Below are 21,973 nucleotides of genomic sequence, written 5' to 3'. Positions count from 1 at the left end.
CCAGTCTTAGCCTTCTTGAGGTAAGAGAGGGTTAAAGCAATTGTATAATAATGATGATAATGACTGTTATGGTTATTTGGACATGGCCCGGTTTAAAAAAGGGTTTCGTTGTTCGTCACAAGGCAGGCCAATGATCCGATTATCCTTTTTCGATGTGGCCGACGATGCCGCCTTTTACTGATACGCAGTCCATTCCTGTACAAAGCAACAGCATGTCGCTTACGGGCGGCCGTCGCGACGCGATTTTTTTCGTCGTCACGATGCTTTATATCTGGATTTCCGTTGCGCCTTTCGAAAATCTTGCGGCTGCACCCGTGCCGCACGCCGCCGCAAACCAGCTGACCGGGCTGGTGATTGCGCTGATGCTGGGTGTTTTTGCCCTGCGTCATCGGCTGACGGGGCTTTTGTTGCGGCCGCGTCTGCCAATTCTGCTGTTGTTTTCCTGGCTGGTGATTTGTTCGGTGCTTGGCTCCCAGCCTGGCACTTCGCTGCAACGTTTGCTCTTTACGGGCCTTCTGTGCTTCATCACCAGCGTCCTCGTCGTCATGCCGCGCGACAGGCGGCAGTTTGACCGGATGATGGCCATCTTCGCCGTGATCCTGCTGGCGCTCTGCTACTTCGGGGTGATCTTCTTGCGCTCGCGCTCGATCCACCAGCCCTACGATCTCGATGAAACGGCGCTCGCGGGCGATTGGCGCGGTATCTTCAATCACAAGAATGCCGCCGCTCCGGCCATGATCATTCTCGTCATGATCGGGCTTTATCTGCGCAATAGCTGGTCGACGGTTGGGGGCATTGTCATCACGCTTCTGGCAGGGTTCTTCCTCTGGAAAACCAACGGGAAAACCGCAGCGATGCTGTTGCCCGTCACTGTCGCGCTGGTCTGGGTCATGGAAAGACATGCCGGTCGGACATTGCTGATGATCGGAGGTCTTCTGGCTTTCCTCAACATCCTCGCGGTCGGCTCCACCTATTTTCCGAGCATACGGCATGTGGTCGATAGTCTGGGGATCGATTCCACCTTTACCGGCCGAACGGATATATGGCGCCTGTCCTTCGACACGTTTGCGCAATCGCCGATCTTCGGGCAGGGTTTTCAGGCATTCTGGACGAGTGACCGGCTTCTGGCGCAGGCCGATACTGCCGGCACCTGGGCGGTCACCGCCTTCCATGCCCATAACGGCTTTGTAGAAAGCCTGCTGAATGGCGGCCTGCCGGCCTTTGTTCTCATCGTCATATGGCTCGTCATCATACCCGCAAACGATTTTCGTATAGCTGTGAACAAGGGTACCGATCCGGCATTAACGCGGCTTTTTGCACGAATTTGGGTGTATGCACTGCTTTCTTCGTGTCTTGAGAGTAATTTCTTTACCGGAACCGGGCCTATCTGGTCTTCTCTACTGATTGCAATCTATTGTTTGAGGCATCAGGCGTACGACATACTTGAGCAGGGGCAGTAATTTGCAGACAGGCCGGGGGGCTTATGCATGACACAAAAAATCGGGACATTTGCAGACAGGATCAATAACCGGCTGGTGCAGTACTTTCCAGGACCGGCGGCGCTGATCAAAACGTCCGAACCAATCGTCTCCTTCACATTCGATGATGTGCCGGCGACCGCCTGGACAAAGGGCGCGCGCATTCTGGAAAGCGAGGGTGTTCGCGGGACATTTTATCTCGCAGGTACTTTTATCGACAAGCACTATGAACAGCAGGACATGATTTCAACCGAAGGCTGTTCGGAACTTGCAGCGGCCGGCCACGAGCTTGCCTGCCATACTTTTTCCCATCGCAAACTCTCGAGCTTTTCACGGCGCGGGCTTGAAGAGGATCTTGATCACAACGAAACCGTGCTGGGATCGTTCGCCAAAAACCGAGGCAGGCGGAATTTCTCCGTTCCTTTCGGCATGGCCTCGCCCGTCATGCAGCCCCTGTTACGACGAAGGTTCAAGACCGCTCGCGGCATCATGCCTGGCATCAACCGGGGCAGCATCGATCCGTACAATCTTGCCGGGGTGGAGTTGCGCGCGGACCAAAACTATCTCGATGCCGCCGATCGTTGGCTCGAGGATGTTTTGCAAAATGGCGGCTGGCTCATCATTTTCACCCACGATGTTTCGCAGACACCGAGCTTTTACGGTTGCCCGGAAGACAAACTTCAGAGCCTTGTCCGCAGGGCAGCCTCCGGCGGTGCGAAGATCATGACGGTTGATGCCGCGGCAACGTCACTCGGTCTGTAAAGGGATAGTATCGACGCCTGCTCTCTGAGTTGGGCCCGGGCAAGTAGGACGCCTGTCTTCGCAATGGCGGGTGTCTATTGGCTGGCCCAGATGATGCGGGCGATCCATTCCACATCGGCCATGTCGAAACTGCGGTTCGGATGTTCGGGATTGAGCGAAAGAAGCTCGATATTCTTGGGGCTTTGCCGCGCCAGCACCTTGGCCATCACTTCGCCGTCTCGGCTTTTCAGCACCACGCGGTCGCCGCGCCGCACCTGCGCGCCCGGCTCCACGATCAGGATATCGCCGTCGCGGTAAAGCGGCATCATGCTTTCGCCCTGTACTTCCAGCGCGTAGACGCCCTGCTTGCGTTCGGGAGAAGAGGGGAACTCCACCACATCCCAGCCTTGGCCGGCCGGAAAACCGCCATCGTCGAAAAAGCCGCCGGAGCCCGCCTGCGCAAAACCGAGCAGGGGGATGGCATTGTCCGCACCGGAAGGCTGCATTGTCTGCGTCCTGCCGAAAGCATAACCAAAAAACTGGTCGACGCTTGCCCCCGTCGCCTCCAGCACCTTGGATACCGATTCCGTCGAAGGCCAGCGTTTGCGGCCATCCGGGCCGAAACGCTTCGATTTGTTGAACGAGGTAGGATCGAGACCGGCACGCTTCGCCAATGCCGAGGGCGTCAGCTGGTGACGCTTGGCAAGCGTATCGATGGCGCTCCAGATCGTCTCGTGTGAAAGCATGATGAAAGCCCGCAGGTGGAGCCCGTGGCGGAAAAGCTCCTGTCGTTTACTCCGCGGAATCTAGACCATATCCCGTCAGGAGTAAAGAAAAGAAAGGAATAAAATCCTCGATTATGCCACCATGGCCGATGTGTTTATCTTGCTGAGCTGTATCACCGCCTGTGTACGGCTATCGACCTTGAGCTTCAACAGAATAGCGGAGACATGCGCCTTGATGGTGGCTTCCGAAACATTCAGCGCATAGGCGATCTGCTTGTTCAGCAGGCCTTCCGCCAGCATGCCCAGAACCCGGCTCTGTTGCGGCGTCAGCGTTCTGAGCCGGCCGATGAGATCAGCCACGTCAGGATCATGCTCCTTTTCGCCCTGACAGCTTGCCGGTATCCACACATCGCCTTCAAGAACCGCGCGAATGCCATCCCTGATATCGTCGATGCCCGAGGATTTGGAAATAAAACCGGAAGCGCCGAGTTCGATGGACCGGCGAACAGTGGTCGCGTCGTCCGTTGCCGAAACGATGACGATGGGCAGGCTGGAAAATTCCGCCCGCAGCGCCATCAGGCCTGAAAATCCGCTGACACCCGGCATGGCGAGGTCCAGAAGCATCAGATCGGCGTCGTTGCATGCCGTCGCGGCACTTCTGGCAGCCTCGAAATCCCCGGCTTCCATGATTGTCTGCTGCCCGTCGAGACCGGATACGGCCTGTTTGAGGGCACCGCGAAAAAGCGGGTGGTCGTCTGCGATGATAATGACAAGTTCCGACATTCTGGCCCCCTCCCAAGGGCGTTATGCGGTTCTTTGAAAGGTATGGCGCACTCCCGTTTGCCGGCAGTCTAGACTGCTTCCGGCTCCTCTGCTGAAAGGTTGCTCTAATCGGTTGCGTATTACAAGAAAAAGCTTGGGAACAGCCGTCGCGGCAATAAAAATGCCGTGGAAACTGTGGACAATCGACCCGCTTTGCGGCAAACCGCCCAGACTGAAAAGCCTTGGAAAGCCTTCGGAGAGCCCCATGCACGAAACGCCCGCGATCATTTACAAAATCGTGCCGGAGACGTTGTGGAATGCAGCCAGGGCACAAGGCGTCTTTGAAGGCGCCGCCATCGATCTGACGGATGGGTTCATTCATTTTTCAACGGCAAAGCAGGCGGCCGAGACTGCCGCCCGGCATTTTTCCGGCCAGACCGACCTGCTTCTGATCGCTGTTGATGGTGCAGCACTTGGCGACAAGCTGGTTTATGAACCCTCGAGAGGCGGCGATCTTTTCCCCCATCTCTATGCGTCTCTTCCCTTGACCGCCGTGCTTTGGGAAACGCCGCTTTCACTTGGCCATGATGGCCAGCACCAGTTTCCGGAGATTTTGTGATGAGCGGATTATTTTCCTCAATCGGCCGCAAGGGCCTGTTTCTTGTCGATCCGGAAAAGGCACATGGCCTGTCCGTGGCGGCGCTGAAAAGCGGCTTTCTGCCCACCTGCATGGTGCCGCACGATCCGCGGCTGCAGCAGACCGTTGCAGGCCTCGTTTTCCCCAATCCGCTCGGCATGGCGGCGGGTTACGACAAGAATGCGGAAGTCCCGGGACCACTTCTGAGGCTCGGTTTCGGCTTTACTGAAATCGGCACCGTCACGCCGCGTGGGCAATCCGGCAATCCCAAACCGCGCATCTTCCGTCTGGTTGAGGATGAAGGCGTCATCAACCGCCTCGGTTTCAACAATGAAGGCCATGCCGCGGCGCTGGAGCGCCTGAAGCAGGCGCAGCTACGCGGCATCGTCGGCGTCAATATCGGTGCCAACAAGGACAGTGAAGACCGCATCGCCGATTATGTGCAGGGCATCGAGGCCTTTTATTCGGTCGCATCCTATTTCACCGTCAACATCTCTTCGCCCAATACGCCGGGTCTGCGTGACTTGCAGGCGCGCGAAAGCCTCGCGGCACTTCTTGGCGCCGTGCTGGAGCGCCGCAGGGCAGAAGCCGAACGCTTTGGCAAACGCATTCCGATCTTCCTGAAGATCGCGCCCGATCTGACCGAGGAAGGGCTGGATGACGTGGCGGAAGAGGCGCTGGCCCATGATCTCGATGGCCTGATCGTCTCCAACACCACGCTCTCGCGTGAAGGCCTGCGGCCCGGTCCGCATAAGGGTGAGGCGGGTGGATTGTCCGGCAAGCCGCTATTCGAGCTGTCGACCACTGTTCTCGCCAAGATGCGCCGGCGCGTCGGCAGCAATCTGCCCATCATCGGCGTGGGTGGCGTTTCTTCGCCGGAAACGGCATTGGAAAAGATAAGGGCAGGGGCCGATCTGGTTCAGCTCTATTCCTGCATGGTCTATGAAGGCCCCGGCCTGCCGTCGTCCATCGTCAAAGGCCTGTCGAAGCTGGTCTCTCGCGAAGGTGTGCAGTCCATTCGTGACCTACGCGACAGCACGGTCGACCGCTGGGCCGACCGCAAGCTTGGATGACGATGACCTGAACGGTCGAGACGCTGCGTCGGTTAAGATAAGTGCTTATCGTGGTGGTGTGCTCTCCTGCCTCATCCCTGTGACAGGGACAGGAATGAGGGTGGAGGGGGCGCTCCCCGTTATCTCACGCGCAGAGCACCATCGCCCAATAGGGCCGGTTGCGGCTTGCGGCATCATAGGCAACCGCGACGCCAAGGCCATTATATGGTCCGAGCATGTTTTCGAGATGATGTTTCGAGCCGATCCAGGCCTTGACGACACGCTCCACGCTGTCCTGCCCGGCCGCCACGTTTTCCGCTGCTGGTAGCGGCACATTGCCGTCCTTCATGCGGATGAGGAAACTGTCGGTCAGGCCGATCAGATGCGCCATCTTCTGCGCCTTGACCATGCGTCCGGCCTGATAAGCGGCCGCACCACTTGCCGCACTACTGAAGGAGAGTGCCGAAAGCCCTTTCGAGCGGCGCAACTCGTTGACCATTGGAAGCGCTGCCGCGGTCTCATCGCGGGTGCCTGACGGCATGCCCTTGTTTGTAGGCACGGAAACACAGGCGGAAAGAACGGAACCGGCGGAAATCAGCACGAAGCCGCGCCGCGTAAGCGTCTGGAAAGATGTGTCGGTCATGTCAGCGGCGATAGCTCAGGAGGCGCAGGATGATGAAAATGGGTATGACGATCGTCGCGCCAAGGATCAGATAGTCGCCGATTGCGCCAAGCGCGTGGAAACCGCTGCGCCACAGATCGACCACGAAGTCGCGTGCGCCATAGATGATATTCCATGGCGTCAATCCGAAGATCGCCATCAGAAAGCCGACGAGCAATGAAACCACCAGCAGCTTCACTACGGTGCGGGCCACCGTATCACCCAGCATTTTGTTGACCTCACCGGCCATCAGCAAGTCTCCTGTTTTGTCCTGACATATGAAGCACGCTGCTTCGATGCAAGTTTCGGTGCACTATATCGCGTCATATTCGCAATTCCATGAGTGCGCCATGAAATAGGACTTGAGTTTTTTTATGGCTTGATAAATGACAGCCGACATCTTCTCAGGAAATCTTGAATGGCCCCAAACCAGTTTTCTTCCGGTGACGTCATTGCCGACCGCCGGGCGGACTATGCCCGCATGTTGGCGGAGAGCGGTGATTATCCCGCCGCCGCCGAACTCATGGAGCAGGCGCTTGAACTTGCGCCACGGTGGACGGCGGGCTGGTTTCGCTTCGGGGAATATCATGAAAAGGCGGGGGAAACGGACAAAGCCGTGGCGGCTTACGAAAAAGTCGCCGAACTGGATACGGAAGGGCTGTTTGCAGCCGAACTGAAACTCGCGGTTCTCGGCGCCGCGGACACACCGGAGCAGCCGCCGAGCCGTTATGTAGAAGGGCTGTTCGACGATTATGCCGACCGTTTCGAAACGTCGCTCGTCGAGAAACTGGATTACAGCGTACCGCAGAAGCTGGCGGAACTGATCGGCAAGGCGGCGGGAGGCGGCGTCTTCGACACCATTGTCGATATTGGCTGCGGCACCGGCCTTCTCGGCGTTGAAATCCACTCCCTGGCGAAGCGGCTGGAAGGTTTCGACATTTCCCAGAACATGCTCGCCAAGGCGGAGGAAAAGGGACTTTACGACCGTCTCGGCCAGGCCGATCTATCGCTGGAAGCTGACGCCTCGGGACTGTTCGCGCCGGCAATGCCGCACCACCGCGCGGACCTCGTCGCCGCCGCCGACGTGATGATGTATCTCGGCAGTCTCGAAACCGTCATGCCCCTCGTTTCGGCCCTGCTTGCGCCCTCCGGCTTCTTCGCATTTTCGGTGGAGGACGCAGGGGATGAAGATGGTTTCGTGCTGCGAGAATCGCTGCGTTACGCACATTCGAAAAGCTATGTGAGCGGCCTTCTTGAGCGGGCGGGCTATTCTCTTATCGAAATCCGCAAAACCACCATTCGCAAGGATGCCGGAAAACCCCTTTCCGGCATTCTTTTTCTTGCCCGCGCCAAAGCCTGAACATTTCGTTTCTTGCCTTTTTCACGATAGGTCAGTCGTCCTTACGTATCCATCTTGATCGCGTGTTTGTTGCAGTGCAAAATGCGCGGAAACCTGAGGGAAAAAGCGTGAGCAGAACGAGAAGCGTTTACAGCATGTGGAGTTCGGATCCGGCCAAACATGCGCCGGTGGAAGACGTGCAGGGCATCGTTACCGGAGCTATCGTATCGGCGCTCGGTTTTTATCTGCTGAACAAGGTCGGCCTTTTGACCGGTGGCACCGCCGGCGTCGCCTTCCTCATTCACTATGCCTTCGGCATCAGCTTCGGCCTCCTGTTCTTCCTCGTCAATCTGCCCTTCTATTACCTCTCGTTCCGCCGCCTCGGTCTTGCCTTTTCCATCAAGACCTTCATTGCCATCGGTCTTGTTTCGGTGCTGACGGAAGTGGAAGCGCGCTGGATGGTCATTGACAGCATCAACCCGCTCTGGGCGGCGCTGCTCGGTGGCCTGCTCCTCGGTTACGGGTTGCTGGCGCTTTATCGCCATCGCGCCAGCCTCGGCGGCATCGGCATTCTGGCCATCTATATTCAGGACCGCTTCGGCATCCGCGCCGGCCTGATCCAGCTTGCCTTCGATGCATTCGTGATGCTCTGCGCCTTCCTCGTCATCGATCCGGCCACCGTCGTCTATTCGATTGTCGGCGCTTTCGTCCTCAACATGTTTCTCGCCATCAACCACCGCTCGGACAGATACATCGTTGTGCGCTGAATAAAGTACGCTTGAAATCTCTCGCGCTTGGGCGCAATAGCTCGATCAAGGCGGGAAAATCAGGGGAACAGGCATGGGCGATACGACTACGCGAAAGCGCGTGAATATCTGGGCTTCCGCGCCCGATCGCCATTCGCTGCTGGAAGATGCCCAGGGCGTTCTGGCGGGCAGCATGCTGGTCTCGCTCGGCGTGACGCTGCTTTCCGCTGCGGGCCTCCTCACCGGGGGTGTGGTGGGTATTGCCTTTCTGGTGCACTATTCGATCGGCTTCAGCTTCGGCGCGGTGTTCTTCCTCGTCAATCTGCCGTTTTATTATCTCGCCTTCCGCCGTCTCGGCCTTGCCTTCACGGTCAAGACCTTTTGCGCCATTGCCATGACGGCGCTGCTTTCGGAATATATGCCGGGCTTCTTCGCGTTCGAAAGCATCAATCCCGTCGCGGCCGCCCTTTTCGGCGGGTTGACGGTCGCGGCAGGCATGCTGGCACTGTTCCGCCATCGCACCAGCCTCGGCGGCTTCGGCATATTGGCGCTTTATCTCCAGGACCGTTTTGGCTGGCGCGCCGGTCTCGTCCAGCTCGCCTTCGATGGCATGGTGCTGGCGTGCTCATTCTTCGTGGCGACACCCTTCGTCATCCTCTGCTCCATCCTCGGCGCGCTGGTCATGAATCTCGCGCTCGCCATCAATCATAGAAACGACCGCTACATCGCCATGTAACGGTCGTCCGGTGCAGGTAAAGCGGATCAGGCTGCTTTTGCTGCCGTTTCGACCGGGTGCTGCGAACGGAAGCCGACGGCGATGCGGTTCCAGGTGTTGATGGCACCGATGGCAACGGTGATCTTCACGATGTCCTCATCGGAGAAATGCGCCTTCAGGGCCTCGAAGGCGTCATCCGGAGCGCCGGTTTCGGCAATCTTCGTTACCGCATCCACCCAGCCGAGCAACGCCCGTTCCTGTTCGGTATATACCGGGGATTCCCGCCAAACGCTCATCAGGTTGATCCACTGTTCGGAAAGACCGTCGTGACGGCTTTCCTTCACATGCATGTCCACACAGAACGCGCAGCCATTGATGATTGATGCGCGCAGCTTGATGAGATGAACGAAGCGGCGCTCGAGGCCGCTGCTCTGGACGTAGGTTTCGAGCGCCATCACGGCTTTGAAGGCTTCAGGGGATGCCTTGGCATAGTTCAAACGGGTTTTCATGTGTCTCTCTCCATTCGTGGTTCAGTTTGAGGGGCATGTGTCATCGTTCCGGGAAGCTGCGAAGCTCTCCGGTATTTCAGATGGTTGGGTCTTTTAGGTTCTAGCGCGTCGCCGTCCTGCGCTCGTTCAGCTCCAGAAAGGCGCAACCGCGTGCCGCAATGCCGCCGTCGTCAGTGGCGGCAAGGTCGCCCAGAATGTCGGCAATGCTGGTTTTAGCGAGTTCCGCCCGATAGGCTTTCTCCGCCTTCAGCATCGCGGCGTTGATGCCGCAGGGCTTGGTGAAATAACGTCCCGGCAAGGGGTTCGGCCCGCGCTGGCGAATTTCCGCGCAGCGAAAGGCAGGCTGTGGTCCCTCCACGGCCAGAACAATATCAAGCAGGGTAATCTTGTCGGTTGTCCGGGCCAGACGATAACCGCCCTTCGGCCCTGGTACGGTGGAAACTATTCCGGCACCGGAAAGCAATTGCAGGTGCTTCAAGAGATAACTCGTGGAAACGCCATGGAATTCTGCCAGCGCCGCCGCCGAAAGCACGCCGCCTTCGGAAAGTCCCGCTAACATGCCTACGCTGTGAATGGCCTGTTCAACGCCGTCGCCGAGTTTCATTCGATTTGCTCACGTTTGGTTTGCTTTAGTATCGTGGATATTATTTATCCATGATTATGCATTCCTGTCAAGCAGCTCTGTTCCGCTCTTCTTTTTTCAAGGTTTCTCACTACCTTGAAGGCGTGAAACACGCTGAGTCTCCCATTTCCGGCACGCATGTCGGCACCTTGCCCCTTTCATTCCAGAAATGGTTTGCCGAAAAAGGGTGGTCCCCGCGCGCGCATCAATTGGAGCTGATGGCTCGGGCGCGTGGCGGCGAAAACATGCTGCTGATTGCACCGACGGGTGCCGGCAAGACGCTGGGCGGCTTCATGGCGTCGCTCACCGATCTTGCTGAACGCGGCAAGGTGCCGCCGGGCTCCGCCTTTGTCGGCGTGCACACGCTTTACATCTCGCCGCTCAAGGCACTTGCGGTGGATATCGAACGCAATCTCACCAAGCCTGTCACGGAAATGGGCCTGCCGATCTCAATCGAAACCCGCACCGGCGATACGCCGCAGGCAAAACGCCAGCGCCAGAAGGTCAAACCGCCCGATATTCTCCTGACGACGCCGGAACAGGTGTCGCTGCTGCTTGCCAACAAGGAAGCCGAGCGCTTTTTCCGCGACCTGAAATATGTGGTGCTGGATGAGCTGCACTCGCTCGTCACCTCCAAGCGTGGCCATCTGCTGTCGCTCGCGCTCGCGCGGGTGCGCAGGCACGCGCCGCATGTCCGCTTCATTGGCCTTTCCGCCACGGTGGCGGAGCCGATGGATTTGCGCCGTTACCTGGCACCGCAGGGGCAGGGAGAACCGCCCGCAGGTCTTATAACAGTGGAAGGCGGAGCCAAGCCAAACATCGCCATTCTGCAGACGGAGGAGCGTATTCCATGGTCCGGCCATTCCGCGCGCTACGCCATGAAGGATTTGTATCCCGCTCTGAAGGCGCACCAGACGACGCTCATCTTCGTTAACACCCGTTCGCAGGCGGAACGGATTTTTCAGGAACTCTGGAATGTAAACGACGATAATCTTCCGATCGCCTTGCATCACGGTTCGCTGGATGCCGGACAGCGCCGCCGGGTGGAGGCCGCAATGGCTGAAAATAAATTGCGCGCGGTCGTCGCCACCTCCACGCTCGATCTCGGCATAGACTGGGGCGATGTCGATCTCGTCGTGCATGTCGGCGCGCCAAAGGGGGCGAGCCGCCTTGCCCAGCGCATCGGCCGCGCCAATCACCGCATGGATGAGCCGTCAAAGGCAATCCTCGTTCCCGCCAACCGTTTCGAGGTGATGGAGTGCCGGGCCGCACTCGATGCGAACTATATCGGCGCGCAGGATACGCCCCCCATCGCGCAAGGCGCACTGGATGTTCTTGCCCAGCATGTGCTCGGTATGGCCTGCGCCGAACCTTTCGATGCGGATGATCTCTATCGTGAAGTGACAAGCGCTTCACCCTATGCAGATCTACCGCGTTCTACCTTCGACCGCGTCGTGGATTTTACCGCTACCGGTGGATACGCACTGCGCACCTATGAACGTTACGCCCGCATCCGCCAGATGAAGGACGGCCGCTGGCGTGTCTCCAATCCTGCGGTCGCGCAGCAATATCGCCTCAACCTCGGCACCATCGTCGAGGCTGCGGAACTCAATGTCCGCATGGTCAAGCGCAATGCCAAGGGCTCGGTCGGACGCGGCGGCATGTCGCTCGGCAAGGTCGAGGAATATTTCCTCGAGCAGCTGGTGCAGGGCGATACCTTCCTGTTTGCCGGCAAGGTTCTGCGCTTCGAAGGCATCCGGGAGAATGAATGCCTGGTGTCGCAGGCCTTTTCGATGGACCCGAAGATACCCTCCTATGCCGGCGGCAAGTTTCCGCTTTCCACCTACCTTGCGGACCAGGTGCGCTCCATGCTGTCCGATCCCGCCCGCTGGCAGTCGCTGCCGGATCAGGTGCGCGACTGGCTGGCAATCCAGAAGGAAAAATCGATCATTCCCAAGCGCGACGAGCTGCTGGTCGAGACATTTCCCTTCCGCAAACGCTTCTTCATGGTCATGTATCCTTTTGAAGGGCGTCTGGCCCACCAGACCCTCGGCATGCTTCTGACACGGCGGCTGGAACGGGCGGGCGCAAAGCCCATGGGCTTCGTTGCTACCGATTATTCGCTCGCCATCTGGGCCATGGAGGATATTGGCAGGCGGCTGAAATCCCGCCGCCTGTCGTTGGCGGAACTTCTCGACGAGGACATGCTGGGCGACGATCTCGAGGCGTGGCTGGACGAATCCTTCATGCTGAAGCGGACCTTCCGCAACTGTGCCGTCATTTCCGGCCTCATCGAGCGCCGCCATCCCGGAAAGGAAAAGACGGGCCGTCAGGTCACGGTCTCCGCCGATCTTATTTATGACGTTCTTCGCAGCCATGAGCCGGATCATATTCTGCTGGAGGCAACCAGACGTGATGCGGCGGCGGGACTTTTGGACATTGGCCGTCTTGGCGATATGCTGAAGCGAATCAAGGGTCACACCACCCATCGTGCACTGGAGCACGTCTCGCCGCTTGCCGTTCCCGTCATGCTGGAAATCGGCCGCGAGACGGTGGCGGGCGAGGCGATGGATCAGGTGCTGGCCGAGGCCGCAGACGAGCTTATCGCCGAAGCCATGTCCTGAAGCATCAAACTGGAATGAAGGAACGACCACAAAAGTGCTAAGCCGACTGACATTGAGCGACAGGTTTTCCAATGGCTTCGAATGCCTTGGCAGCGAAACTGCCATCAACGGCGTCGCCGCCTGGTGTGACCCGTTGGGTGGGCTTTACCTGCCCGATCTATCGCTGCTGGTTGTCTCGGACCTGCATCTGGAAAAAGGTGCGGCCTTTGCCCGGCGCGGGCGCATGCTGCCGCCTTACGACACGATCGCTACCCTCAAAATCCTGTCTTCCCTTGTCAGCCGTTACGATCCGAAGATCGTCGTCAGCCTCGGCGACAATTTCCACGATCGGGTCGGGTCCGAGCATCTGCCGCTTATGCTGCGCGAACTGATCCGCGAGATGGCCCGTGGCCGTGACTGGATATGGATCAACGGCAATCACGATCCGGATGGCACGGTCGATCTGCCTGGGTCTTCGGTAGATGAGATGTTTTACGGCAATCTCGTTTTCCGCCACGAGCCTAAGGTAGGAGACGCCGCGGGTGAAATCGCAGGCCATCTGCATCCCTCCGCCACTGTTCGCCGTCGCGAAAAAACGGTGCGGCGCCCCTGTTTCGCCACCGATGGTTCCCGCCTGTTGATGCCGGCCTTCGGAGTGATGAGCGGCGGACTGGATTTGCGACACAAGGCCGTGCGCGGTCTCTTTGACCACGCTGCACTCGTCGCGCATCTGATGGGGCGGGACCGCATCTATTCGGTACGGTTTTCAAATCTGCTCGGCTGAGCGCATCGCTCCGCCCGTCTATTGGCGGTATACCAGCACCGGTATCTTCGAGTTTTTCAGCACCTTGGCCGTAACGCTGCCGACAAGCATCTCGACGAAGCTTCTGCGCCGGTGCGAAGCCATGGCGATGAGGTCGCAGCCTGTCCTGTTGGCGATTTCGACAATCGCCTCATCCGGCCGTCCCGCCCGCGCCAGCAGGGCTTCGCAATCCAGCCCCATCGATGCGGCGTGCGCCTGCGTATCTCTCAGAAAATGCTCCGCCTCCTCGCAACGGTGGAATTCCTCTTCGGCAATGGCGGCAATGTCCTCGACATCGCTGGCAATCACGTGAAAGGGTTCGGACACCGTCACGACGGTCACCTTTGCGCCTGCCTCTCTGGCGAGAGCGAACCCTTGGTCGATTGCGATCTGCGCCAGCGGCGAGCCATCGGTGGGAATGAGAATGTGCTTGAACATGACATTTCTCCTTTTCATCCCGGTCACAACCGCACTTGCCGCCATAAGCTGCGTACGTGGTTGTAACGTCTTGAATTTTACCGCAAACCATTGAAGGAAGCGAACGCTATCTTTTACGCCGAAGGCGAAAGACGCGCTCTTTTACGGGAATGAAAAACACTCAGTCCTTGCGGAAAATAATACTGGCACTCCAGCCCGTGACGACGGCGAGGAGAACGCACAGCGCGCCATAGGCAAGCGGTGTCTGATGCGCGGCATCGGTGATTGCCTGTTCCATGCCGGTCTTGACGACGCGCAGTTTCAGCTCGCGCTGGGCGATGAAATTGCCGCTCTTGAAGAGATAGGCACGGGCGGTATGTACGCCGTTCGGGACGTTGGCGGGCAGGCGCAGGGTTGCCCAGAACAGGCCGGTGCGTTCAAGCCGCACGCCGGTCGTGTCGTTGCGATAGATGCCGCTTGAAAGCCGCAGGCGCCGATAGGCCTCCTGAAAATCGAAGACATTGTCGGGCACGCCGGAAAACACCGCACTTTTGAGCGACAGATGTTCGACACCAAGCCCCATTGCCCGCAAGGTGCCAGGCGAAGCGACGGCGCTGATATCGCGCGTGCTGGCCATGGAATAGGATTCCGGCAGCGGCGTGAAGGTGATGGCGCTGGTATTGATCCAGATACCGGCCACGCGCTCCTTCTTGCGCACCGTCATGTAGTCGCTGGGGCCTTCAAGGGTGACGACGATATCATATTGGCCGATAGCGAGCAGCAACTGGTCGGTGTTGTTAAGAGCGCCGAAAAGCGTGAAATCCGCCCCGCGAAAATCGGAGGTGATCGGAATCTCCGTCGTCGATGCGCCGATTTCGATATTTTCCTGCAAGGACCGCTGCTGTGTGCCGGGAGGCAGGGCAAGCGGCGGTGTCTGCGCCGAAGCGGTAAAGGCAAGGCAGGAACCGATAAGCAGAAAGGCGCAAAGCAGCAGGCGGTGAGTCAATAACCTAACCCCCCGACGGCGACCGAAAACAGGTCTTCGGGGCGAACAACCAGTGCCACGGCAAGGCGAAGGGCGACTGCAAGCACCAGAAGCGCCAGAAGCGCGCGCAGCTGTTCGCCGCGCAGTTTCTGCCCGACGCGCACGCCGTATTGCGCGCCGATGACGCCCGCGACCATCAGGATGAAGGCCAGCACAACATCGACGGAATAGTTCGTCGCGGCCTGAACGATGGTCGTATAGGCGGTAACGAAAATGATCTGGAACAGTGAGGTCCCGACAACGACGTTGGTCGGAATACGCAGAAGATAGATCATGGCCGGCACCATGATGAAGCCGCCGCCGACACCCATGATCGAGGTCAGGATGCCGATACCGAAACCCAGCGTGACGACGGGAATGATGCTGAGATAGATCTTCGACTTCTTGAACCGCATTTTCAGCGGCAGGCGGTGAACCCAGTTGTGATGGCCGGGGCGGCGCAGCGTCACCGTCTCATTACGGGCAGCACGGCGCAGGGCGGAAATGCTCTCCTTCAGCATCAAGGTGCCGACAGTGCCGAGCAGGATGACGTAAAGCAGCGAAACGATGAGATCGAGCTGGCCGATGCTGCGCAGGAAGGAGAATATCCACACGCCCACCGTAGCGCCTACAAGACCGCCGACCAGCAGGACGCTCCCAAGCTTCACATCCAGCGTTCCGCGCCGGAAATGCGTGATCGAGCCGGAGACGGAAGAGGCCACCACCTGGTTTGCGCCCGTCGCCACAGCCACTACGGGCGGAATATTGTAAAAAATCAACAAGGGGGTGATGAGAAAACCGCCGCCCACGCCGAACATGCCGGAAAGAAAACCGACGGCCGCGCCCATGCCGAGAATGATGAAAATGTTCACCGACAGTTCTGCAATCGGCAGATAGACAGTCACGGCTCGGACCTCGGGCAAATGGTTCCGGGCGGCAGGGCTTGTCCGGGTGTGGGGCCGCGCCGCGATTTACATTTTCTGTCTGAAAAGACCGGGCATGCCCAGCCTTCATCCGTCATGCCCGCGAGGGTCCGACGTGTCAACATTCAACGGTAAATACGTTGATAATTTGGAAAGATAGCGATCAGGCGTGGGAGCAGCGCCACATTCCGGCGCCAAACTGCGGGGAAGCGGCCGGGGAGGCCGCCTCGTCCGTTGCGAAACGGTTATTTGTTGCGGGCGAGCAGCGCTGTCACCAGCTCGTTGGTGATGCGCCCGTCGGGTGTCTGGCCAACGGATTTCTGGAAATCCTTGATGGCGGTAACCGTGTTCTTGCCAAGCTTGCCGTCGGGCTGGCCGGCATCGAAACCGTTCTTGTTCAGGATCGCCTGAATGTTGCGGATCGCCTTTTCCATGTCCACGGAGGCAGTCTTCACGCCGTCCTTGCCGGCCCATTCCTCGGGCGGGTTGACACTGTTGGCGTCTTCCGAAAGCGGCTTGACCTTCCATGCGTCGGCTTTCGCACGTGCGCTCTGAAGCTGCTGCGGGTTCATCGCTCCCGCAACCTCGTCACGCTTCTGGGCAGCGTCCGTGTCGCCATCCTTGGCCGCAATGGAGAACCACTTGTAGGATTCCTCGATATCCTGCTTCACGCCGCTTCCGCGCGCGTAGAGAATGGCAAGGTTGAACTGGCTGTCGCGGACGCCGAGTTCGGAAGCCTTGATGAACCATTGCGCGGCGGTGGTGAAATCCGGCTGGCCGGCCGCATCGGAGGCGAGCAGGACGGCGAGATTGTGCATGGCGCCTGCATTGCCCTGTTCGGCTGCCAGCGTGTAATAGCGCTTCGCTTCGGAAAGGTTGCGCTCGACGCCGTTCGCCTTCTCGTAAAGGTTGGCGAGACGATATTGTGCGGGAGCAAGGCCGCGATCCGCAGCCAGCTTGTACCATTTGGCGGCTTCCGCGCGATCGGCGGCAAGGCCGCGACCTTCTGTGTAGCGTGCTGCGATCTCGTACAGCGCCTGCGTGTCGCCTTTCGCTGCGGCTTCTGCCAGCGATGCTGGCTCGATACCGGCGGGAACCGCAATCGCGCCCTGGGCGGCGGCAGCCGTGGTAGCGGCCTGCACCGGTGCCTGCGGCTCACTCTGTGCGACAGTGCCTGATGTCGCCGCATCCACGGCGGGCGCATCGGCAACAGGCGGTTCATTGGCAAGCGGCGCGCCGCCAATGGTACGCGGATCGATGGTGTTTTCCGATGGTGCTGCGTTTTCGATGCTGTCGGCGGATGCCGCCTCCTGCGGATCGATAGCCAGTTCGGACGGAATGGTCACGGCCTTGTCGCCGGTCTCGGGAAGTGCGGAGACCGGGGCATCGCCCATCTTCTCTTCGATGACCGGTGCCGGGGCTTCCGCGCCGCCCATCATCGTCTTGACGAGCGGCATGGCCATCATCGCAAGAAGAATGGCGCCGATGCCGAGCAGCAGCGGGCGACGATAACGTGAAAGCGCCGAAGCGTCGGGCTTGCGATTTTTCTTGCCGGTCTCAAGCTTCTCCGGTGAGGTTTCCATGGCGGCAGCCTGCGCTGCGCGACGGGCGGCGGCGATGAAATCCGTGCGGCCTTCTGCATCCGCCGCCTTGCCGCTGGAAGCGACCTGGCTGGCGCGCACCCGTTCCAGTATTTTCTTGATATCAGGTGCGCCAGAGCCGGGCTCCAGAAGTTCGTTCTCCTGGCCCGCGGGCAGCACGTCGATCGGATCGAGCGAAGGGGCGGGTTCCACCTGCGTGCGGGTGGTGGTTGCCGATACGGGTTCTTCTGCCGATTTGGCGGTCTTCGCCGTGCCGGTTTTGAAACGCTTGGTCAGGCCGGCAAGCAGGCTCCTTTTCTCTGCTTTTGCGGGTTTTGCAGCGGCGGGCGGCACGATTGCCATCGCACCCGCGCCGTTTTCGCCGGCATCGCGCGTGTCTTCGAGAATAAGCTGTTCTTCGGCGATGTAGCCCTCTTGCGGGAAGATGGCGGCCGGCATGGCCACTTCTTCGCGGGCGGGCGTAATCATATGCTGCGCGACGTTGCGTGGCGCTGCCTCTTCCCGATAGGCGGGAGCGGGTGCGCGATTATCAAGGCTGTCCAGTCGACCGGCAATCTGCACCAGCGTTTCGTGCAGCGCCTCGAAGGTGCGGTGCGTGCGTTCTTCCGTGTTGCGGCTCAGCGCCTCGAGGCTGCGCAGATCGGTGGCAAGATCGGTCAGCATCGTCATATCGGCGAGGTTTGCGCCGGAGGAGACATTGTTGCGCGTAAAGGCGTCCAGAACGGCCTCGGCCGCCTGTCGAGCCGCTTCGATGATATATTCATCGTTGGACGCCATGTAGTCCTCGATCGCCGACATGCGGGCATCGAGTTCCGGCGACATGCCCGCCGGCTGGTGATGACCCGGCTGGCTGATTAGCGAGGAGAGATGGGCGATCTGATTTTCGAGGCTGAGCAAAGCGCCGCTGTCGGCGGGTGCGGCATGGGCGGTCTCGTCCAGACGGGCCGCGATATCGCCAAGCCGTTCTTCCAGGCGCGAAAAAGTGCCTTCGTTGAAACCAGCAACGGGCTGCGGCTGGCTGTAGCGATAGTCAAGGTCTTCGATGCGCCGGGAAAGCGTGTCGAGCCGTTCCGCCAGGCCGTCATTGACGGTGCCGTGATCCAGCGCGTCGATCTTGCGGGAAATGTCGCTGAGGAACGATGTCAGTTCCGCCTGCTGTGAGGGACGCTGCGAACGCTCCAGAAGCAGGGAAAGCTGGTCCAGTCGCTCGTGCAGCTGTGCCGCGTCGCGCGCCGTGCTCAATTCGTCGATCTTGGCGGCCAGCTTTTCAAGACGGGCGGTGAGATCCACAGCAGGATCGGGCTTTGCGGCGGCAATACGATTGATATCACCGAGCTGTTCGGCAAGGCCGTTCAGGCGGGTTTCCAGCCGCTGTGCCAGTGCGTTGTCGGTGGCCTGTGCATTGTTTGAGCGGGCGCCAGTAGCGGCAATGGCGCGGCTGATTTCATCCAGTCGCTGGTCCAGACCGGAAAACTGTTCGGTAAAGGCAGCCTCGTTCGGCTGCATATGCTTGCCGAGCTGCTCCACCGCGCTTGCGATGGTGATCAGCTTTTCCTCAAGCACGCGCACGGCGGGATTGTTGCTCATGCCGCCGAGCTGGGTTTTGATGTCGTCGAGACGATAGGCGAGCGAGACGATTTCGTCCTGCAGCGAGGCCGTGTCGAAACCGCGCAACGTGTCTTCCACGGTGTTCCAGCGGCTTTCGATCCGATGTACGCTGTCTTCACGCGCAAGCTGGTCGATGGTGAGGCGCAGGTCATCGAATTCATTGCGCAGCCCGTAGGCATCGGGAGAGGCCAGATTGCCGAGCTGGTCGATGCTGCCGGCAAGCCTTGCAATATCGTCGCGCAGGTCGCCGATGAACTGCTGGTCTTCCGCGATCGCGCGAATGTTTCGGATTTCGGCTCGCAGCCCTTGCGCTTCGCGCGCCACGCCCTCTGAGATATCGTGCTTCAGCTCATGCCGCAGGTTGACGAGCGCCTGCGCGATCTCCTGCAATGCTGCGTCGTTTCGCTGCTGCTCCTGGTAGGGCGGGATGGAGCGCGCGCGCGGTGCGGGGTTCACCGCCGCGTTCTGCACGTCGTTCGGCCGGTATTCAGGCGCAAGCGGTCTGGTGATGGTTCGTTCCGGGCGCGCAACGGGCTCCTGCGGGCGCTGGAAGCTTGCCTCAAGCAGGCGCTGGCGCTGGCGGATTTCGTTGACCGGGTCGAGTTGCGGCGGGGTGACGGTGGCGCGTGGCTCGCGCGGCGCGGCATGGGCCTCGTTTTTCGGCTCAGTTGTCGTGGCGCGGTGGTCGCGCGGAAATTTCTGGCTCATCAGCCCTTCGATGCGGGCTTCAAGGCCTTCAATGGTGCGATTGAGAGCATCAAGAGACGACCTGTCGCTCGGGCTTTGGTTTTTCGATCGCAATCCGTTCATCTTCTCGCTCGCTTCGCTTCCGTCCGGCGTGCCCGGTGTTTGTTGCAACGGCTACCCGCCTGATAATGCCGTCGCACAACATGCAGCAATTCTAGAGCCGGTATTTGCCCCCAATGGAGGAAAATGCTTCGATTGACGAAGCAGTTACCTCGTGTCGGAGAATTCACGAAACGTGGTAAAGAAGTGGTTAACTATGGTTGGAATTTTTTAACTTTTGCGGCGCGTGACGCTTTCGCGTGGGGCTGGCCAAGCATTGCGCGGAAAAAGGGCAATGACATTCGACCGGAATTTATTTGACGTTTACGCGCACGTCAAATATTGTCATCCCATATCGGCCGGATCGGCTCCGGCTTTCACGATGCGGAGGAACATCGGTAATGCCTGTTTACAAGGCCCCAGTTAAAGACACGCTTTTTATTCTGAACGACGTTCTTGGCCTCGAGCGGTATAACAACCTGCCCGGCTTCGAGGATGCAACCCCCGACATGATCGAGGCTATTACCGGCGAGGCGGCGAAACTTGCCGAGGAGCGGCTTTTCCCGCTGAACCTGTCTGGCGATCAACAGGGCTGCAAGCGTGCAGATGATGGTTCGGTTTCCGTTCCTGATGGTTTCAAGGAGGCTTACGACGCCTATTGTGAAGGCGGCTGGATCGGCCTCGCCGTACCGCCGGAATTCGGCGGGCAGGGCCTGCCCTATACGCTGCATGCGGCGATTGGCGAGTATATGTCGTCCGCCAACCTGTCGCTGATGATGTATCCCGGCCTGACGCAGGGCGCCATCGCTGCCGTCCTCGTCCATGGCACGCAGGAGCAGAAAGAAACCTATCTGCCGAAGATGGTCGAGGGAACATGGTCCGGCACCATGAACCTGACGGAACCCCATTGCGGCACCGATCTCGGCCTGCTGCGCACAAAAGCAGTTCCGCAGGGCGACGGCAGCTACAAGATTTCCGGCCAGAAGATCTTCATTTCGGCCGGCGAACATTCCATGACTGATAATATCGTCCATCTGGTGATTGCCCGCATCGAGGGCGCGCCGGAAGGCACCAAGGGTATTTCGCTGTTCATCGTGCCGAAATTCCTCGTGAAGGAGGACGGTTCGCTCGGCGAGCGCAACGGCGTCACCTGCGGCGCTATCGAACACAAGATGGGCATCCACGGCAACGCCACCTGCGTCATGAACTATGACGATGCGACGGGGTATCTCTTGGGTGCGGAGAACAAGGGTCTCTCCGCCATGTTCGTGATGATGAACGAAGCCCGCCTCGGCGTCGGCCTTCAGGGCCTGTCCGTGGGTGAGATCGCCTATCAGAATGCGGTCGAATATGCCCGCGAGCGCATTCAGGGCCGTTCACTTTCCGGTGCGAAATTCCCCGATAAAAAGGCCGATCCGATCATCGTGCACCCGGATATCCGCCGTACGCTGATGACTATCAAGGCCTATAACGAGGCTGGTCGCGCCTTCCTTCTGTGGACCGCGCTGCAATCCGATATTGCCCATCGGTCGACCGATGAGAAAGAGCGTCAGACGGCAGATGACCTGCTCGGTCTCGTCACGCCGATCCTCAAAGGCGTGCTGACCGACAAGGGCTTCGACCATGCCGTGATGGCGCAGCAGGTCTTCGGCGGTCACGGCTATATCGAGGAACATGGCATGAGCCAATATGTCCGCGATGCCCGCATCACCATGATCTATGAGGGTGCGAACGGCATTCAGGCGCTCGATCTGGTCGGCCGCAAGCTCGGCATGAATGGCGGCCGTGCCGTCATGGCGCTGTTCAAGGAAATCGGCGATTTCTGCGAGGAAAACCGCGCCGACGAAAAGCTCAGCCTTTACACAAAGGGCCTGAAGAAGGGCTTGAACGATCTACAGGCCGCAACCATGTGGTTCATGCAGAACGCCATGGCCAAGCCAGACAATGCCGGTGCCGGTTCGACCGATTACATGCACCTCTTCGGCATCGTGGTGCTGGGTTACATGCAGGCCCGCATGGCGAAGGCGGCGAGCGAAGCCCTTGCGGCAGGTAGCACTTCGGACGAGGATTTCCTCAAGACCAAGCTTGTCACGGCGAAGTTTTATATGGAGCGCATCATGCCGGAAACGGCGCTACGCAAGGCCCGCATCGAAACCGGCGCGGACACCATGATGGAACTGGCTGCGGAAGCATTCTGACAGGGCGTGTCACGCGCCGAGGGA

The 21,973-nt window shown here is 59.3% G+C and carries 21 protein-coding genes; 11 read left to right on the top strand and 10 right to left on the bottom strand.

Going from position 1 to position 21,973, the window contains the following annotated elements; genetic code table 11:
* Positions 1 to 164: 164 nt before the first annotated feature.
* Together uppY and ACQZ63_RS04885 are read left to right on the top strand one after the other, a co-directional pair.
* Positions 165 to 1,460, top strand: coding sequence for a Wzy-type polysaccharide biosynthesis protein UppY (uppY, locus tag ACQZ63_RS04890; RefSeq protein ID WP_025592405.1), 1,296 nt, complete (start codon positions 165 to 167; stop codon positions 1,458 to 1,460).
* Between the two features lie 27 nt (positions 1,461 to 1,487).
* Positions 1,488 to 2,240: a polysaccharide deacetylase family protein gene (locus tag ACQZ63_RS04885; RefSeq protein WP_113555525.1), complete on the top strand. Its 753-nt coding sequence runs from the start codon at positions 1,488 to 1,490 to the stop codon at positions 2,238 to 2,240.
* A 74-nt stretch (positions 2,241 to 2,314) separates the two neighbouring features.
* Here ACQZ63_RS04885 and ACQZ63_RS04880 read toward each other — a convergent pair whose 3' ends face one another.
* Positions 2,315 to 2,965 carry a S24 family peptidase gene (locus ACQZ63_RS04880; RefSeq protein WP_003514944.1) on the bottom strand — a complete coding sequence of 217 codons (651 nt, stop codon included), beginning with the start codon at positions 2,963 to 2,965 and terminating at the stop codon, positions 2,315 to 2,317.
* A 111-nt stretch (positions 2,966 to 3,076) separates the two neighbouring features.
* Positions 3,077 to 3,727: a response regulator gene (locus tag ACQZ63_RS04875; RefSeq protein WP_003514945.1), complete on the bottom strand. Its 651-nt coding sequence runs from the start codon at positions 3,725 to 3,727 to the stop codon at positions 3,077 to 3,079.
* Positions 3,728 to 3,971: 244 nt separating this feature from the next.
* Here ACQZ63_RS04875 and ACQZ63_RS04870 point away from each other — a divergent pair, with 244 nt between their 5' ends.
* Both ACQZ63_RS04870 and ACQZ63_RS04865 read left to right on the top strand, forming a co-directional pair.
* Entirely contained in the window at positions 3,972 to 4,325 is a 354-nt protein-coding gene (locus tag ACQZ63_RS04870; RefSeq protein ID WP_003514946.1) for a DUF952 domain-containing protein, read from the top strand.
* Positions 4,325 to 5,416 (top strand): quinone-dependent dihydroorotate dehydrogenase, encoded by a 1,092-nt coding sequence (locus ACQZ63_RS04865; protein WP_113555524.1) that lies wholly within the window; start codon positions 4,325 to 4,327, stop codon positions 5,414 to 5,416. Before ACQZ63_RS04870 ends, ACQZ63_RS04865 begins: the two co-directional genes overlap by 1 nt.
* 124 nt (positions 5,417 to 5,540) lie before the next feature.
* Here ACQZ63_RS04865 and ACQZ63_RS04860 read toward each other — a convergent pair whose 3' ends face one another.
* Entirely contained in the window at positions 5,541 to 6,038 is a 498-nt protein-coding gene (locus ACQZ63_RS04860) for a CAP domain-containing protein (protein ID WP_113555523.1), read from the bottom strand.
* A gap of 1 nt (position 6,039) precedes the next feature.
* On the bottom strand, positions 6,040 to 6,306 hold the full coding sequence (locus ACQZ63_RS04855; RefSeq protein ID WP_003514949.1) for a DUF6460 domain-containing protein: 267 nt from the start codon (positions 6,304 to 6,306) through the stop codon (positions 6,040 to 6,042).
* Between the two features lie 168 nt (positions 6,307 to 6,474).
* Between ACQZ63_RS04855 and ACQZ63_RS04850 the strand changes: the two genes are divergently transcribed.
* The 3 genes from ACQZ63_RS04850 (at position 6,475) to ACQZ63_RS04840 (ending at position 8,877) form a co-directional block, all read left to right on the top strand.
* Entirely contained in the window at positions 6,475 to 7,416 is a 942-nt protein-coding gene (locus tag ACQZ63_RS04850) for a class I SAM-dependent DNA methyltransferase (RefSeq protein WP_162763589.1), read from the top strand.
* A 134-nt stretch (positions 7,417 to 7,550) separates the two neighbouring features.
* The gene (locus tag ACQZ63_RS04845) at positions 7,551 to 8,162 is read left to right on the top strand and encodes a YitT family protein (RefSeq protein WP_003514951.1); all 612 of its coding nucleotides are present in this window, start codon (positions 7,551 to 7,553) and stop codon (positions 8,160 to 8,162) included.
* A 73-nt stretch (positions 8,163 to 8,235) separates the two neighbouring features.
* The gene (locus tag ACQZ63_RS04840; RefSeq protein WP_003514952.1) at positions 8,236 to 8,877 is read left to right on the top strand and encodes a YitT family protein; all 642 of its coding nucleotides are present in this window, start codon (positions 8,236 to 8,238) and stop codon (positions 8,875 to 8,877) included.
* A 26-nt stretch (positions 8,878 to 8,903) separates the two neighbouring features.
* Here ACQZ63_RS04840 and ACQZ63_RS04835 read toward each other — a convergent pair whose 3' ends face one another.
* The gene (locus ACQZ63_RS04835; protein WP_003514954.1) at positions 8,904 to 9,365 is read right to left on the bottom strand and encodes a carboxymuconolactone decarboxylase family protein; all 462 of its coding nucleotides are present in this window, start codon (positions 9,363 to 9,365) and stop codon (positions 8,904 to 8,906) included.
* 100 nt (positions 9,366 to 9,465) lie between these two features.
* The gene (locus ACQZ63_RS04830) at positions 9,466 to 9,969 is read right to left on the bottom strand and encodes an RrF2 family transcriptional regulator (protein WP_013635435.1); all 504 of its coding nucleotides are present in this window, start codon (positions 9,967 to 9,969) and stop codon (positions 9,466 to 9,468) included.
* A gap of 50 nt (positions 9,970 to 10,019) precedes the next feature.
* Here ACQZ63_RS04830 and ACQZ63_RS04825 point away from each other — a divergent pair, with 50 nt between their 5' ends.
* Both ACQZ63_RS04825 and pdeM read left to right on the top strand, forming a co-directional pair.
* A complete protein-coding gene (locus ACQZ63_RS04825; RefSeq protein WP_246662313.1) occupies positions 10,020 to 12,611 on the top strand; it encodes a ligase-associated DNA damage response DEXH box helicase in 2,592 nt (863 codons plus the stop codon).
* A 34-nt stretch (positions 12,612 to 12,645) separates the two neighbouring features.
* Positions 12,646 to 13,374 carry a ligase-associated DNA damage response endonuclease PdeM gene (gene pdeM / locus ACQZ63_RS04820; RefSeq protein WP_113555522.1) on the top strand — a complete coding sequence of 243 codons (729 nt, stop codon included), beginning with the start codon at positions 12,646 to 12,648 and terminating at the stop codon, positions 13,372 to 13,374.
* Positions 13,375 to 13,392: 18 nt separating this feature from the next.
* Here the strand turns inward: pdeM and ACQZ63_RS04815 are convergent, their stop codons facing one another.
* The 4 genes from ACQZ63_RS04815 to podJ form a co-directional block, all read right to left on the bottom strand.
* Positions 13,393 to 13,830 (bottom strand): universal stress protein, encoded by a 438-nt coding sequence (locus ACQZ63_RS04815; RefSeq protein WP_003514961.1) that lies wholly within the window; start codon positions 13,828 to 13,830, stop codon positions 13,393 to 13,395.
* A 160-nt stretch (positions 13,831 to 13,990) separates the two neighbouring features.
* The gene (locus ACQZ63_RS04810) at positions 13,991 to 14,815 is read right to left on the bottom strand and encodes a TIGR02186 family protein (protein ID WP_013635439.1); all 825 of its coding nucleotides are present in this window, start codon (positions 14,813 to 14,815) and stop codon (positions 13,991 to 13,993) included.
* Positions 14,812 to 15,738 (bottom strand): sulfite exporter TauE/SafE family protein, encoded by a 927-nt coding sequence (locus tag ACQZ63_RS04805; protein WP_003514964.1) that lies wholly within the window; start codon positions 15,736 to 15,738, stop codon positions 14,812 to 14,814. The genes ACQZ63_RS04810 and ACQZ63_RS04805 overlap by 4 nt, the downstream gene beginning before the upstream one ends.
* Before the next feature lie 263 nt (positions 15,739 to 16,001).
* Positions 16,002 to 19,775, bottom strand: a complete 3,774-nt coding sequence (podJ, locus tag ACQZ63_RS04800) for a cell division protein PodJ (protein WP_448799109.1) — start codon at positions 19,773 to 19,775, stop codon at positions 16,002 to 16,004.
* A gap of 132 nt (positions 19,776 to 19,907) precedes the next feature.
* Here podJ and ACQZ63_RS04795 point away from each other — a divergent pair, with 132 nt between their 5' ends.
* Together ACQZ63_RS04795 and ACQZ63_RS04790 are read left to right on the top strand one after the other, a co-directional pair.
* A complete protein-coding gene (locus ACQZ63_RS04795; protein WP_162633644.1) occupies positions 19,908 to 20,072 on the top strand; it encodes a hypothetical protein in 165 nt (54 codons plus the stop codon).
* 80 nt (positions 20,073 to 20,152) lie between these two features.
* A complete protein-coding gene (locus ACQZ63_RS04790; RefSeq protein ID WP_065658363.1) occupies positions 20,153 to 21,949 on the top strand; it encodes an acyl-CoA dehydrogenase C-terminal domain-containing protein in 1,797 nt (598 codons plus the stop codon).
* The last annotated feature ends 24 nt before the right edge of the window (positions 21,950 to 21,973 follow it).

Source organism: Agrobacterium sp. CG160-95 (genome assembly GCF_053521725.1).
Note: the sequence above shows the minus strand (reverse complement) of the source record. Positions and strands in the feature narration are given on the sequence as shown.

Excerpts from the sequence above, each read along its gene's own strand:
- uppY (WP_025592405.1), top strand. The coding sequence starts at position 165 with ATGCCGCCTTTTACTGATACGCAGTCCATTCCTGTACAAAGCAACAGC.
- ACQZ63_RS04885 (WP_113555525.1), top strand. The coding sequence starts at position 1,488 with ATGACACAAAAAATCGGGACATTTGCAGACAGGATCAATAACCGGCTG.
- ACQZ63_RS04880 (WP_003514944.1), bottom strand. The coding sequence starts at position 2,965 with ATGCTTTCACACGAGACGATCTGGAGCGCCATCGATACGCTTGCCAAG.
- ACQZ63_RS04875 (WP_003514945.1), bottom strand. The coding sequence starts at position 3,727 with ATGTCGGAACTTGTCATTATCATCGCAGACGACCACCCGCTTTTTCGC.
- ACQZ63_RS04870 (WP_003514946.1), top strand. The coding sequence starts at position 3,972 with ATGCACGAAACGCCCGCGATCATTTACAAAATCGTGCCGGAGACGTTG.
- ACQZ63_RS04865 (WP_113555524.1), top strand. The coding sequence starts at position 4,325 with ATGAGCGGATTATTTTCCTCAATCGGCCGCAAGGGCCTGTTTCTTGTC.
- ACQZ63_RS04860 (WP_113555523.1), bottom strand. The coding sequence starts at position 6,038 with ATGACCGACACATCTTTCCAGACGCTTACGCGGCGCGGCTTCGTGCTG.
- ACQZ63_RS04855 (WP_003514949.1), bottom strand. The coding sequence starts at position 6,306 with ATGGCCGGTGAGGTCAACAAAATGCTGGGTGATACGGTGGCCCGCACC.
- ACQZ63_RS04850 (WP_162763589.1), top strand. The coding sequence starts at position 6,475 with ATGGCCCCAAACCAGTTTTCTTCCGGTGACGTCATTGCCGACCGCCGG.
- ACQZ63_RS04845 (WP_003514951.1), top strand. The coding sequence starts at position 7,551 with ATGTGGAGTTCGGATCCGGCCAAACATGCGCCGGTGGAAGACGTGCAG.
- ACQZ63_RS04840 (WP_003514952.1), top strand. The coding sequence starts at position 8,236 with ATGGGCGATACGACTACGCGAAAGCGCGTGAATATCTGGGCTTCCGCG.
- ACQZ63_RS04835 (WP_003514954.1), bottom strand. The coding sequence starts at position 9,365 with ATGAAAACCCGTTTGAACTATGCCAAGGCATCCCCTGAAGCCTTCAAA.
- ACQZ63_RS04830 (WP_013635435.1), bottom strand. The coding sequence starts at position 9,969 with ATGAAACTCGGCGACGGCGTTGAACAGGCCATTCACAGCGTAGGCATG.
- ACQZ63_RS04825 (WP_246662313.1), top strand. The coding sequence starts at position 10,020 with ATGATTATGCATTCCTGTCAAGCAGCTCTGTTCCGCTCTTCTTTTTTC.
- ACQZ63_RS04815 (WP_003514961.1), bottom strand. The coding sequence starts at position 13,830 with ATGTTCAAGCACATTCTCATTCCCACCGATGGCTCGCCGCTGGCGCAG.
- podJ (WP_448799109.1), bottom strand. The coding sequence starts at position 19,775 with ATGAACGGATTGCGATCGAAAAACCAAAGCCCGAGCGACAGGTCGTCT.
- ACQZ63_RS04790 (WP_065658363.1), top strand. The coding sequence starts at position 20,153 with ATGCCTGTTTACAAGGCCCCAGTTAAAGACACGCTTTTTATTCTGAAC.